Here is a 13,429-nt window from a genome sequence, read left to right on the forward strand (position 1 = left end):
TGCCGGGCGGCTCAGCCCAGCCGGGCAGTGTAAGCCCAGCCGGGCAGTTTCAGCCCAGCCGGGCGGTTCAGGCCGCCAGCCGGGCGGCGATCGCGTCGGCGATCCGGTCGGCCGCGCCGGGAGCGTGGGCCAGGAAGAGCGACGGCTCGGTGAGTTCCACCTCGACCAGCACCGGCGCGCCGTCCGGGCCCGGAATCAGGTCCACCCGGGCGTAGAGCGGCCGGCCCGGACCGCCGGGCAGCGCCGCCAGTACCCGCTCGGCGAGGGCGAGTTCCGCCTCGGCCGGGGTACGCGGGGTGATCTCCTCCGGCCGGAACAGCCCCTCGACGCCGTAGTCCGGGCCGACCAGCATCGGCCCCTTGCGGATCGCGTGGCTGAACCGGAGCCCGTCCGGGCCGGCGACGAAGAGCAGCGCCGTCTCCCCGGCGGTGTCCACGGCGGCCAGGTACGGCTGCACCATCACCCACCGGCCGGCCGCCTGTAGCCGCTTGACGTGTGCGACGGCCAGCTCCCGGTGTTCCGCGTCGGCGAGGTCGTAGCGGCCGGTGTCCAGGCTGCCGGCGCCGACGACGGGCTTGAGGACGTACTCGCCGGGCACCGCCGGCAGCGCCCAGGTGGTGTCCGGGGCCAGCCAGCTGGTCGGCACGGTCGGCAGCCCCGCCTCGGCGAACTCCCGCAGGTAGCGCTTGTCGGTGTTCCACCGCACCAGGTCGGCCGGGTTGGCCAGCCGGGGCACGGTCTCGGCCCAGGCGACGAACTCGGCGCGCCGGGGCGGATAGTCCCAGGGCGAACGGAGCACCGCCAGCGCGTAGCCGGCCCAGTCCACCTCCGGGTCGTCCCAGACCGCCGCCTCGACCCGGATCCCGCGTTCGGCGAGCGGGTCCAGCAGCAGCCGGTCGTCGGGGTCGAGGCCGGGAAGTTCCGCACAGGTAATAAGAGCGACCCGGGGCTCGCCCCGGGTCGCACGGTTGTTATCGGACAAAATTATCAACGAGCCATGGTACGTCGAGCCATCGACCGCCAAAGATCGTTGCTCGGACGCATCTGGTCCATCAGTTCCCGCTCCCATTCGTTCTCCACGGCGACCCCCGCCTTGGCGCAGGCCAGTCGCGCGACGTCGGTGCTGTCCGCGAACTGGTCAGCCCACACGCCGTCCTCCCCCACCAGGACAATGCGCGCGCCCCGCTTGCCGACGTACTCGATGACCGCCTTCGCGCCGCCGTGGCCGGCGGCAAACGACTGGATGCCGGCGACCAGACCGTTGTGGGTCTGCCCCGCGACGGTCTGCTCGCCCGTCGGCGTCGTATCGGAACCATCTGCCATAACGCGAAGCCTAAGCAGACTTCGACCGCCACGAGGGGCAGCTACCGATAATTTGTGATCCCGATTACGGTGACGTTTACGGTAACGACGCACCAACTCGGGGCGATTTTTCGGGCTATACGCGACTATTCAAAACCATCATTCACGTTCAAGCCCGGCAAACAGGACGAACGGGCACGAAGCCCCCGAAAACGTCAGAGCAGCGCGTCGACCGCGACCGCCGCGAAGACGATCGTCAGGTACGTGATCGACCAGTGGAAGAGCCGCATCGGCTTGACCGGACCACCCCGGGCGGCCCGCTGGCTCAGCCGGTGCGCCTCGACGATGAACATCCCGCCGGCCGCCAGCACCGTGACCCCGTAGACCGGGCCCATGCCCAGCGGCCAGACCAGCACCGACGCCGCCACGGTCAACCAGGTGTAGACCACGATCTCGGTGGTGACCCGGCGGATCGAGGCGACCACCGGCAGCATCGGGATGCCGGCCCGGGCGTAGTCGTCCTTGAACTTGATGGCCAGGGCGTAGAAGTGCGGCAGCTGCCAGAAGAACACCACCGCGAAGAGGCCCCAGGCCTGCGGCGCCAGCGAGCCGGTCACCGCCGCCCAGCCGATCAGCACCGGAGCGGAGCCGCAGATGCCGCCCCAGAAGGTGTTCTGCCAGGTCGTCCGCTTCAACCACAGGGTGTAGACGAGGTCGTAGTAGGCGATGGCGGCCAGCGTCAGCGCGGTGGCCAACCAGTTGGTGAAGACCGCCATCAGGGTCACCGAGACCACCGCCAGCACCAGCCCGAAGACCAGCGCGTTGCGGGGCGCCACGGTGTGCGTCGGCAGTGGCCGCCGCTTGGTCCGCTTCATCACCTGGTCGATGTCGCGGTCGATGTAGCAGTTCAACGCGTTGGCCGCACCCGCCGCCAGCGACCCGCCGACCAGCACCACCGTGACCAGCCAGAGCGACGGGATCCCGCCGTCGGCCAGCATCATCGTCGGCACCGTGGAAATCAGCAGCAGCTCGACGATCCGTGGCTTGGTCAGCGCGACGTACGCCCGGATCAGGGCGGCGACGTCGCGTCGCCGGGTCACCTCGTCCGGCGTCCCCGCTGCCGGGGCACCGCCGGTCACGGGGCGCTCGGTGATCATGCTCACGGATTGCCACCTTCCGGCGTCGGGCACGACGAGTGATTGGCTGCGCGGGCAGCGCGGGTGGCGGGCGACCGATGGTCAGCACGCCGACCGACAGCCTACGCGTCGTCGTTTCCGCTGCCCGGGCGACCCTTCTTCGGTGCGAACGATCACACTCGCGGCGAACCGCTCGACCGGTGGTCGAGGTCGGGATCCGCAGACGGCCACGCCACCGCTGCCGGATTGTCGTACGGGTCCGGTTGGCTCTCCTCGTGCCTCGTCGCCGAGATCCGACCGCACCTGCCGTGGTGCATCGCACCGCCCGGGTCGGCCTGCGCCTCACGCCCGCACAGCGGCGGCGGTGTTTCGGTCTGTTGCGCTCGGCGGGCGACGTCTGGGCGTGCATCCTGGAGATCAACAATTGGCGACAGGCCCGAGGTGCCGCTCCCTTGGCGGGCTACCAGGAGTTGTGTCGAGAGTTGACCAGGGCCGGTTCAGGAACATTCGCGGACCTGGACACGACGGGTGCCCGGTCCGTGTTGCGCCGGTTCTCCGACGCCTGGTTCGCAGCGGCGAAGCGCCGGGCCGGAGGTGACGATCGCGGCCGGTTTCCGCGCCGTCGACGACTGCTGGTGCCGCTGCGTTGGTATCACGGCACCTTCACCCTCCACGGTCGGCGGGTACGGATCCCGACGGCCCAGGGCGCCCCACCGTTGTGGTTGCGGCTGGCCCGCGATCCGCCCTACCCCGCCGGGCAGATTCGCTCGATCACCCTGATCTACGATGCCGGCCGAATCTTCCTGGATGTCACCGCCGAGCTACCGGTGGCCGCGTCCGAGCCAGGCACGGCCGTCGACCCCGATCGGATAGCTGGGGTGGACCTGGGTGTGATACATCCGTACGCGGTGAGCGGCCCGGACGGACAGGCACTGCTGGTCTCCGGGCGGGCGCTCCGCGCCGAGCACCGCCAACACCTGACCGACACCAAACGACGCAGTCGGGCGGTTGCCCGGCGGGCACCGGGCCGCGGTGAGCAGGGTTCTCGCCGATGGCGACGCTACCGGCGGCGAGCCCGCCGGGTGGAAGGACGACATCGCCGCCGAATCCGACAGGCCCAGCACGAGGCCGCGAAAGCTGTGGTCGGCTGGGCCGTTGAGCAGCGAGTCAGCACTCTGCGGGTCGGTGATCCGCGGGGCGTCCTGAGAATCGATGCCGGGCGCCGGCACAACCTACGGCTACGGCAGTGGCAGCTCGGTCGTCTCATCCGGATTTTGGCTGACAAGGCAGCGGCAGCCGGAATTAAGATGCAGTTGGTGGATGAGCGAGGGTCGTCATCGACCTGTCCGTCCTGCCTCCGTCGGGTGTCGAAGCCCCGAGGACGGGTCTTCGCCTGCGCACACTGTCGACACCTGGGCCATCGTGACCTGATCGCGGCGGCCATCATCGCCACCCGGACACCGGGCGGCGGACCAACCGCCCCAAGACCCGCCGTACCGGGCGGGGCGGTAACGCACCGTCGAGTCGGCCGGCACCTACCGGGTGCGGGCCGGTCCCGGCGTGATCCGCGCCGCTGCGGCGGCGCGGGTCGGTTGGCCAGCGGTGGCCCGCCCTGCCAGCCGGCGGGGAGTCGCTCGCTCGACAAAGGCGAGGATCCACACAACACCACCGGGGGATCCGGTGAACGTTTATGGACACCGCACTAGGGTCATCAGTGAGGGTTCCGCCCATCACGCCGAGGAGCACACACGATCGTGGCTGACAATCGACCCGAGCAAACCTCGCTGAGCTGGTCCGATCTCGACCAGCGTGCCGTCGACACCGTCCGCGTGCTGGCCATGGACGCCGTGGAGAAGTCCGGCAACGGGCATCCGGGTACGGCGATGAGCCTGGCACCGGCCGCCTACCTGCTGTTCAACCGGGTCATGCGGCACGACCCGTCCCACCCCGACTGGACCGGGCGGGACCGGTTCGTGCTGTCGGCGGGGCACAGCAGTCTCACCCTCTACATCCAGCTCTACCTGAGCGGCTACGGCCTCGGCCTGACCGACCTCAAGGCGCTGCGGCAGTGGGGCTCGCTCACCCCGGGCCACCCCGAGCACGGCCACACCCGGGGCGTCGAGACCACCACCGGCCCGCTCGGCCAGGGGCTCGGCAACGCGGTCGGGATGGCGATGGCCGCCCGCCGCGAGCGTGGCCTGCTGGACCCGGACGCGGCTCCCGGCACCTCCCCCTTCGACCACCACATCTGGTGCATCGCCTCGGACGGCGACATCGAGGAGGGGATCAGCCACGAGGCGAGTGCGCTCGCCGGGCACCAGCGACTGGGCAACCTGATCCTGATCTACGACGACAACGAGATCTCGATCGAGGACGACACCCGGATCGCCAAGAGCGAGGACGTGGCCGCCCGCTACGAGGCGTACGGCTGGCACGTGCAGACGGTCGACTGGCGCAGCGGGGACGCGGACCAGGGCCACTACCACGAGGACGTCGAGGCGCTCTACGCCGCGCTGCTGGCCGCCAAGGCGGAGACCGGCCGGCCGTCGTTCGTCGCGCTGCGCACCATCATCGGCTGGCCGGCGCCGACCAAGCAGAACACCGGCAAGATCCACGGCTCGGCGCTCGGTGCCGACGAGGTGGCCGAGACCAAGAAGCTGCTCGGCTTCGACCCGGCCCAGCACTTCGAGGTCGACGAGGAGGTGCTGACGCACGCCCGCCAGGTGCTGGAGCGGGGCCGGAGCGCGCACGCCGAGTGGGAGACCGCGTACCAGGCGTGGGCCGACGCCAACCCGGAGGGCAAGGCGCTGCACGACCGGCTGGCCACCCGTACCCTGCCGGTCGGCTGGGCCGACGCGCTGCCGGAGTTCCCGGCGGACGCCAAGGGGATCGCCACCCGGGCCGCCTCCGGCAAGGTCCTGAACGCCCTGGCCCCGGTCCTGCCGGAGCTGTGGGGCGGCTCGGCCGACCTGGCCGAGAGCAACAACACCACCATGGAGGGCGAGCCGTCCTTCATCCCCAGCGACTACGCCACCAAGGCGTTCCCGGGCAACGAGTACGGCCGCACCCTGCACTTCGGCATCCGTGAGCACGCCATGGGCGCCATCCTGAACGGCATCGCGCTGCACGGCGGCACCCGCCCCTACGGCGGCACCTTCCTGGTCTTCAGCGACTACATGCGCCCGGCGGTCCGGCTCGCCGCGCTGATGAAGCTGCCCGTCGTCTACGTCTGGACGCACGACTCGATCGGTCTCGGCGAGGACGGCCCCACCCACCAGCCGGTCGAGCACCTGACCGCGCTGCGGGCCATCCCCGGCCTGGACGTGATCCGGCCGGCCGACGCCAACGAGACCGCCTGGGCCTGGCGACACGCGCTGGAGCACACCGACCGGCCGTCCGCGCTGGCGCTGAGCCGGCAGGCGCTGCCGACGCTGGACCGCAGCGAACTGGCCGGCGCCGACCAGACCGTCAAGGGCGGCTACGTGCTGGCCGAGGCGTCGAACGCGCAGCCGCAGGTGATCCTGATCGGCACCGGCTCCGAGGTGCAGCTCTGCCTGACCGCCCGGGAGCGGCTGGAGGCCGAGGGCACCCCCACCCGGGTGGTCTCGATGCCCTGCCAGGAGTGGTTCCGGGAGCAGGACTCGGCCTACCAGGACGCGGTGCTGCCCCGCTCCGTCCGGGCCCGGGTCAGCGTCGAGGCCGGCATCGCGATGTCGTGGCGGGACCTGATCGGCGACAGCGGTGAGGCGGTCAGCCTGGAGCACTACGGCGCCAGCGCACCGCACAGCGTGCTCTTCGAACAGTTCGGATTCACCCCCGACCGGATCGTCGCGGCCGCGCACGCGTCGCTGACCCGGGTGGGCCAGATCACCGGTGACACCACCGGCAACTGAGGGAGCGTTGCAGACATGACTGACCGGTTGGGTGAGCTCACCGCCGCGGGAGTGGCGGTCTGGCTCGACGATCTTTCGAGGGTACGGCTGAGTTCCGGCAACCTGGACCAGCTGCGCCGGGAGAAGCACCTGGTCGGGGTGACCACCAACCCGACCATCTTCGCCAAGGCGCTCAGCGACGCGGACGAGTACAACTGGCAACTGCGGGACCTGGCGATGCGCGGGGTCAGCGTCGAGGAGGCGGTACGCGCGCTGACCACGTACGACGTGCGGTGGGCCTGCGACGTGATGCGCCCGGCGTACGACAGCAGTGCCGGGGTGGACGGTCGGGTCTCGATCGAGGTGGACCCTCGGCTGGCGTACCGGACCGAGCCGACGGTGGCCGAGGCGAAGGCCCTGTGGTGGCTGATCGACCGGCCGAACCTCTTCATCAAGATCCCGGCGACCGAGGCCGGGCTGCCGGCCATCACCGCGACCCTGGCCGCCGGGATCAGCGTGAACGTCACGCTGATCTTCGGGTTGGAGCGCTACTCGCAGGTGATGGAGGCGTTCCTGGCCGGGCTGGAGCAGGCCAAGGCGAACGGGCACGACCTCAGCAGGATCGCCTCGGTGGCGTCGTTCTTCGTCTCCCGGGTCGACACCGAGGTCGACAAGCGGCTGGACAAGCTCGGTGGCGGCGCCGGCCGGCCGGACCTGGCCGCCCTGAAGGGCAAGGCGGCGGTCGCCAACGCGCAGCTCGCGTACGAGCGGTACGCCGAGGTCTTCTCCTCGGACCGCTGGCAGGCGCTGGCCGACGCCGGTGCCCACCCGCAGCGCCCGCTCTGGGCCTCCACCTCGACGAAGAACCCCGAGTACCGGGACGTGATCTACGTCGAGGAGCTGATCGCCCCCGGCACCGTCAACACCATGCCGGAGCCGGTGATCGACGCCTTCGCCGAGCACGGCGAGACCCGCCCGGACACCGTCACCGGCTCCTACGCCCAGGCCCGGGAGGTGCTCACCGGGCTGGCCGCGGCCGGGGTCGACTTCGACGACGTGATCGCCACCCTGGAGCGGGAGGGCGTGGAGAAGTTCGAGACGAGCTGGCTGGAGCTGCTCGACGGGGTACGCAAGTCGCTGGAGGCCGCCGCGCAGGGCGCCGGGGAGCCGAACCAGGCCGCCGGGGAGAACGCCGAGGCCGCCGCCCGGGCGGGAGGCAACGCGTGACCAGCCAGGACCTGCTGGACGGCGGCTGCGAGGGGGCGGCTGGACTCGCCGTCTACGGCGCGGAGGCGGTCGACGCCGCCGCGCCGGCCTCGGCCCGGGCCGCGCTGCTCGCCGAGGACGTACCGGCCCGGCTGGTCGCCAAGGACCCGACGCTGTGGGGGCCGGACGCCCAGGCCGAGGCGGCGGTCCGGCTCGGCTGGGTGGACACCTTCCGGCGCAGCCGGGAACTGCTGCCCCAGCTCGCCGAGCTGAGGGCCGAACTGGCCGACCTCGACCACGTGGTGCTGGCCGGTATGGGCGGCTCGTCGCTGGCCCCCGAGGTGATCACCCGTACCCTCGGCAAGTCGCTGACCGTGCTCGACACCACCGACCCCGGGCAGGTACGCGCCGCGATCGCCGACCGGCTGGACCGGACCGTCGTGGTGGTGGCCAGCAAGTCCGGCTCGACGGTGGAGACCGACAGCCACCGCCGGGCGTACTGGCAGGCGTTCCTCGACTCCGGGCTGACCGAGGCGGAGGCCGGCCGGCGCTTCGTGGTGGTCACCGACCCCGACTCGCCGCTGGCCAAGACCGCCGAGGAGATGGGCGCCTTCGTGGTGCTCGCCGACCCGGACGTCGGGGGGCGCTACTCGGCGCTGACCGCGTTCGGGCTGGTCCCCTCGGCGCTGGCCGGGGTCGAGGTCTCCGAGCTGCTCGACCAGGCCGAGGAGTTGGCCGGGGCGCTCGGCGGGCCGCAGGACAACCCCGGACTGGCGATCGGCGCCGCGCTCGGCGCCGCCGCCACCACCGGCCGGGACAAGGTCGCGCTGATCTCGGACGGCACCGGCATCGACGGCCTCGGTGACTGGGCCGAGCAGTTGATCGCCGAGTCCACCGGCAAGAACGGCGTCGGCATCCTGCCGGTGGTGGTCGAGGACCCGGGCAGCCCGGGTGCGACCGGGCCGGACGTGCTCACCGTCACCTACGGCGGCGGGCTCGCCGCCGGTGCGGTGCCGGGCGGCGGGATCCGGGCCGACCTGGCGGTGAACGGCCCGCTGGGCGCGCAGTTCCTGGCCTGGGAGTACGCCACCGCCGTCGCCGGGGTGGTGCTCGGAATCGACCCGTTCAACCAGCCGAACGTGACCGAGTCCAAGGAGAACACCAACCGGCTGCTCGGCACCGGGCTGCCGGTCGAGACGCCGACCTTCGTCGACGGCGGGATCGAGGGGTACTGGTTCCCGGGCGAGCCGCAGCGGACCGACCCGCTCCCCGGTGACCTGGCCGGGGCGCTGCGGCTGCTGCTGGACGGGCTCGGCGACGACGGCTACCTGGCCGTGATGGCCTACCTCGACCGGTTCGCCGACGCCAAGACCGCACAGGTGCGCCCCGGGCTCGCCGCCGCCTCCGGGCGGCCGGTCACCTTCGGCTGGGGACCCCGGTTCCTGCACTCGACCGGGCAATACCACAAGGGCGGTCCGCAGCTCGGGTCGTACCTCCAGATCACCGGTGACGTGGCCGAGGACCTGCCGGTGCCCGGCAAGCCGTACTCCTTCGGGCAGTTGCAGGCCGCGCAGGCCGCGGGCGACCGCGAGGCCCTCGCCCAGCGGGGCCGGCCGGTGCTCCGGCTGCACCTGACGGACCGGGGCGCCGCGATTCCGCACCTGCTCGATGCGGTACGGGGTCTGCGGAGTTGACGGCAACCCGGCATGCTGACACTGACGGACTGAGCGAGGAGGGGGTGCCGTGAATCCGCTGCGCGACCCGCAGGACCGGCGGTTGCCGCGGATCCCGGAGCCGTGCGCACTGGTGATCTTCGGTGTCACCGGGGACCTGGCCCGCAAGAAGCTGCTGCCGGCGGTCTACGACCTGGCCAACCGGGGGCTGCTGCCGCCGGGCTTCGTGGTGCTCGGGTTCGCCCGGCGCGACTGGGGCGACGGCGACTTCGAGTCGATGGCCCGGGACGCCGCGCAGGCGCACGCCCGGACACCGTGGCGGGACGAGGTCTGGGCCCGGTTGGCCGGCAACATCAAGTTCGTCGGTGGCGCGTTCGACGACGACGCCGCCTTCGACAAGCTGGCGACCTGCCTGGACGAGCTGCGGGACAGCCACGGCATCGCCGGCAACGCCGCCTTCTACTTCTCCATCCCCCCGGCGGCGTTCCCGACCGTGCTCAAGCAGCTCGCCCGGACCGGGATGGCCGACAACGACAAGTGCGGCGGCTGGCGGCGGGTGGTGGTGGAGAAGCCGTTCGGCCACGACCTGCCCTCGGCGAAGGCGCTCAACGACCTGGTCGACGACGTCTTCACCCGGGAGGACGTCTTCCGGATCGACCACTACCTGGGCAAGGAGACCGTCCAGAACATCCTCGCCCTGCGCTTCGCCAACAACCTCTTCGAGCCGCTCTGGAACTCGAAGTACGTCGACTCGGTGCAGATCACCATGGCCGAGGACGTCGGGATCGGCACCCGGGCCGGCTTCTACGACGCGACCGGCACCGCCCGGGACGTGTTGCAGAACCACCTCCTGCAACTGCTCGCCCTGGTGGCGATGGAGGAGCCGACCAGCTTCGACGCCAGCGAGATCCGGGCCGAGAAGCTGAAGGTGCTGCGGGCGATCACCCTGCCGCAGGACGTGCACGCCGGCACCGTGCGCGGGCAGTACCTGCCCGGCTGGGTGGCCGGCAAGCGGGCCGTCGGCTACCTCGACGAGGAGGGTGTGCCGCCGGAGTCGACCACCGAGACGTACGTGGCGGTCCGGCTCGGCATCCAGAACCGGCGCTGGGCCGAGGTGCCCTTCTACATCCGGGCCGGCAAGCGTTTGCCGCGCCGGGTGACCGAGGTCGCCATCATCTTCAAGAAGGCGCCGCACCTGCCCTTCAACCCGGCCGACATGGAGATGCTCGGCAACAACCAGCTCGTGATCCGGGTCCAGCCGGACGAGGGCGTGGTGCTGAAGTTCGGTTCGAAGGTTCCCGGCACCACCATGGAGGTCCGGGACATCGCGATGGACTTCCAGTACGGCGAGGCGTTCACCGAGGCCAGCCCCGAGGCGTACGAGCGGCTGGTGCTGGACGTGCTGATCGGGGACCGGACCCTCTTCCCGGACGCCGCCGAGGTCGAGCAGAGCTGGCAGGTGATCGACCCGCTGGAGGAGGCCTGGGCGGGCGTCAAGCCCGAGCCGTACCGGGCCGGCGAGTGGGGTCCCCGGGCGGCGGACGAGCTGCTGGCCCGGGAGGGCAGGGCGTGGCGGCGGGCGTGACCCGCCGACGATCGTAACGACAACAACCAGGAGGCAGCGTTGATCGGCTTGTGGGACACCACCGGCAACGAGGTGGTGAAGGCCCTGGCCGCCGAACGGCGCAGCGCGGGCGGAGTGGCCAGCGGCATGGCGCTGACCCTGATCGTCGTCGTCGACGAGCCGCGGGTCCGGGAGGCCGAGGCGGCGGTGACGATCGCCTCGGCCGCCCACCCGTGCCGGATGGTGGTGGTGGTCCGCTCCGACATCGAACGCGACCGCAACCGGCTGGACGCCGAGATCGTGGTCGGCGGCCGGCTGGGCCCGGGCGAGGCCGTGGTGACCCGGATGTACGGCCGGCTCGCCCTGCACGCCGAGTCGGTGGTGATGCCGCTGCTGGTGCCGGACGTGCCGGTGGTGACCTGGTGGCACGGCGAGCCGCCGGCCGAGATCGCCAACGACTTCCTCGGCGTGGTGGCGGACCGCCGGATCACCGACTGCGCGCAGGCGGCCGATCCGGTGGAGGCGCTGCGGCAGCGGGCCCGGGACTACGCCCCCGGCGACACCGACCTGGCGTGGACCCGGATCACCCCGTGGCGCACCCTGGTCGCCGGGGCGTTCGACACCACCGAGGGGAACCGGGTCACCTCGGCCACCGTCGTCGCGCCGCACACCGATCCGACCGCGGCGCTGATGATCGGCTGGTTGAAGGCCCGGCTGGGCCTGCACCCGCACTGGGAGCACACCAGCGAGTTCCCCCGGATGCGCTCGGTGGAACTGCGCTGCGCCAACGGCGACGAGCTGGTGCTGACCCGGGACGACAACCAGGCGACGTTCCGGCGTACCGGGCAGGCCGACCGGCAACTGCCGCTGGTACGCCGCCCGCTCGGCGACGAACTCGCCGAGGAGCTGCGCCGGCTCGACCCGGACCAGATCTACGCCGAGGCGCTGGGCGCCGTCGCCGGGGTGGCCCGACTGGACCGGCGGCCGGCCCAGCGGGTGCACGTCTGGAAGGACCCGACGAAGCAGCCGCAGGGTGTCGCGTGACCGAGACGACGGTGGTGGTGCACGCCGACCCGGACCTGCTCGCGCAGGCGGTCGCGGCCCGGTTGCTGGTCAGGATCATCGACGCCCAGGCGGAGCGGGGCGAGGCGAGCGTGGTGCTGACCGGCGGCCGGATCGCGGCGGCGGTGCACCGGGCGATACGCGACCTGCCGGCCCGGGACGCGGTCGACTGGTCCCGGGTCGACGTCTGGTGGGGTGACGAACGGTTCCTGCCGGCCGGGGACCCGGAGCGGAACGAGACCCAGGCCCGGGAGGCGCTGCTCGACGCGCTGCCGCAGGTCCGGGTGCATCCGATGCCCGCCTCGGACGGTCCGGACGGTGCCGACCCGGAGGCGGCGGCGGCCCGGTACGCGGCCGAACTCGCCGCGGCCGCCGGTCCGGGTACGGCCGCGCTGCCCTACTTCGACGTACTGATGCTCGGGGTCGGCGAGGACGGGCACGTCGCCTCGCTCTTCCCCGAGCATCCGGTCGGCTACGAGAGCCGGCCGGTGAGCGCGGTCCGGGGCAGCCCGAAGCCGCCACCGGTGCGGATCACGCTGACCCGGGGGGCCATCAACACCGCCGAGGACGTCTGGCTGATCGCCAGCGGCAGCGGCAAGGCCCGGGCGGTCGGCATGGCGCTGGGCGGTGCCGGGCCGGTCCAGGTGCCGGCGGCCGGGGTGACCGGGGTGCAGCGGACCCGGTGGCTGTTGGACCGGGCGGCGGCGGCCGAGGTGAAGCCGAGGTTCCGTAGCCTCCGCTGACCGTTTCCAGCGCCCCCGCTGACCGTTCCCAGCGCCTCCGCTGACCGTTCCGTAGCCTCCGCCGACCCGGCGGGTCGCCCGCCAACGTCAGGAGGCTGGCCCGGTCACACCCGACCGATGAGCCGGGCCGGTGTCGTCACCGGCCCGGATTGGGTCGGGTCTCGCCCCGGCGGGCCCGCAACGCGGCCAGCGCCTCGGCGAGGATCGCCTCGGCGTCCGCCTCGCTGCGCCGCTCCTTCACGTACGCCAGGTGCGACTTGTACGGCTCCGTCCGCTGCCGCCCCGGCGGATTGTGCACGTCCTGCCCGGCCGGCTGCCCGCAGTGCGGACAGTCCCAGATCTCCGGGATCTCGGCCTCGGCCGCCAACAGGATCTCCAGCATGTGCCCGTTGCCGCACCAGTAGGTGACCGGACGGCGGGGGGCGGGTTCGCATCGCTCGGTCGGCCGGGCCGGGCCGGCACCGACTCGGCTGCCACGAATGGCACTGCCAGGGGGCACGGCTGCTCGCTCCGTTCGTCAGAGGGGGGTCCCGAGGGGATATGACAAACTGCGCGCGGCCCACGTTAGCGGACCGCGCGCAGTTTGTACGCCCTGTTGTCAGGTGGTCTCGGCGAGACGCAGCCAGAGGCCGAGGCCGACGATGCAGGCGAACCAGACAAGACCCACCAAAACGGTGTATCGGTCGAGGTTCTTCTCGGCCACCGAGGAGCCGGCCAGGCTGGAGCTGACCCCTCCGCCGAACATGCTCGACATCCCGCCGCCCTTGCCCCGGTGCAGCAGGATCAGCAAGGTGAGCAGCACGCTCGTGATCACCAGCAACACGATCAACGTGTATGCGAACCAGATCGGCATGGTAGGGGTCAGTCCTCT

General features: G+C 71.9%; 12 protein-coding genes. 7 read left to right on the plus strand and 5 right to left on the minus strand.

The annotated features are described in order from the left end of the window. Positions 1-67 precede the first annotated feature (67 nt). From C6W10_RS33615 to C6W10_RS33625, 3 genes are all read right to left on the minus strand, one after another. Complete coding sequence (locus tag C6W10_RS33615; protein WP_107263057.1) at positions 68-982, minus strand: RimK family alpha-L-glutamate ligase; 915 nt, start codon at positions 980-982, stop codon at positions 68-70. Between the two features lie 5 nt (positions 983-987). Continuing rightward, positions 988-1,323 (minus strand): hypothetical protein, encoded by a 336-nt coding sequence (locus C6W10_RS33620; protein ID WP_107263058.1) that lies wholly within the window; start codon positions 1,321-1,323, stop codon positions 988-990. Between the two features lie 194 nt (positions 1,324-1,517). Further along, positions 1,518-2,465, minus strand: coding sequence for a heme o synthase (locus C6W10_RS33625; protein WP_107263059.1), 948 nt, complete (start codon positions 2,463-2,465; stop codon positions 1,518-1,520). Between the two features lie 71 nt (positions 2,466-2,536). Here C6W10_RS33625 and C6W10_RS39805 point away from each other — a divergent pair, with 71 nt between their 5' ends. From C6W10_RS39805 to pgl, 7 genes are read left to right on the plus strand one after another with little or no spacing between them, the layout of a single operon-like run. Then, entirely contained in the window at positions 2,537-4,144 is a 1,608-nt protein-coding gene (locus C6W10_RS39805; protein ID WP_107263060.1) for an RNA-guided endonuclease TnpB family protein, read from the plus strand. A 48-nt stretch (positions 4,145-4,192) separates the two neighbouring features. Further along, positions 4,193-6,331: a transketolase gene (tkt, locus tag C6W10_RS33635; protein WP_107263061.1), complete on the plus strand. Its 2,139-nt coding sequence runs from the start codon at positions 4,193-4,195 to the stop codon at positions 6,329-6,331. A gap of 15 nt (positions 6,332-6,346) precedes the next feature. After that, complete coding sequence (gene tal / locus C6W10_RS33640; RefSeq protein ID WP_107263062.1) at positions 6,347-7,537, plus strand: transaldolase; 1,191 nt, start codon at positions 6,347-6,349, stop codon at positions 7,535-7,537. After that, positions 7,534-9,210, plus strand: a complete 1,677-nt coding sequence (locus C6W10_RS33645) for a glucose-6-phosphate isomerase (RefSeq protein WP_234358977.1) — start codon at positions 7,534-7,536, stop codon at positions 9,208-9,210. Before tal ends, C6W10_RS33645 begins: the two co-directional genes overlap by 4 nt. A gap of 49 nt (positions 9,211-9,259) precedes the next feature. Continuing rightward, the gene (gene zwf / locus C6W10_RS33650) at positions 9,260-10,774 is read left to right on the plus strand and encodes a glucose-6-phosphate dehydrogenase (protein ID WP_107263063.1); all 1,515 of its coding nucleotides are present in this window, start codon (positions 9,260-9,262) and stop codon (positions 10,772-10,774) included. Positions 10,775-10,813: 39 nt separating this feature from the next. Continuing rightward, complete coding sequence (locus C6W10_RS33655) at positions 10,814-11,797, plus strand: glucose-6-phosphate dehydrogenase assembly protein OpcA (protein ID WP_101367010.1); 984 nt, start codon at positions 10,814-10,816, stop codon at positions 11,795-11,797. Beyond that, positions 11,794-12,558: a 6-phosphogluconolactonase gene (gene pgl, locus C6W10_RS33660; RefSeq protein WP_107263064.1), complete on the plus strand. Its 765-nt coding sequence runs from the start codon at positions 11,794-11,796 to the stop codon at positions 12,556-12,558. The genes C6W10_RS33655 and pgl overlap by 4 nt, the downstream gene beginning before the upstream one ends. A gap of 136 nt (positions 12,559-12,694) precedes the next feature. On the opposite strand, the gene C6W10_RS33665 is transcribed toward pgl, so the two are convergent. Together C6W10_RS33665 and secG are read right to left on the minus strand one after the other, a co-directional pair. Continuing rightward, a complete protein-coding gene (locus tag C6W10_RS33665; protein WP_107263065.1) occupies positions 12,695-13,057 on the minus strand; it encodes an RNA polymerase-binding protein RbpA in 363 nt (120 codons plus the stop codon). Positions 13,058-13,156: 99 nt separating this feature from the next. After that, positions 13,157-13,411, minus strand: a complete 255-nt coding sequence (gene secG / locus C6W10_RS33670; protein WP_101367013.1) for a preprotein translocase subunit SecG — start codon at positions 13,409-13,411, stop codon at positions 13,157-13,159. Positions 13,412-13,429: the final 18 nt, after the last annotated feature.

This window comes from Plantactinospora sp. BB1, from assembly GCF_003030385.1.
Classification (GTDB): Bacteria; Actinomycetota; Actinomycetes; order Mycobacteriales; family Micromonosporaceae; genus Plantactinospora.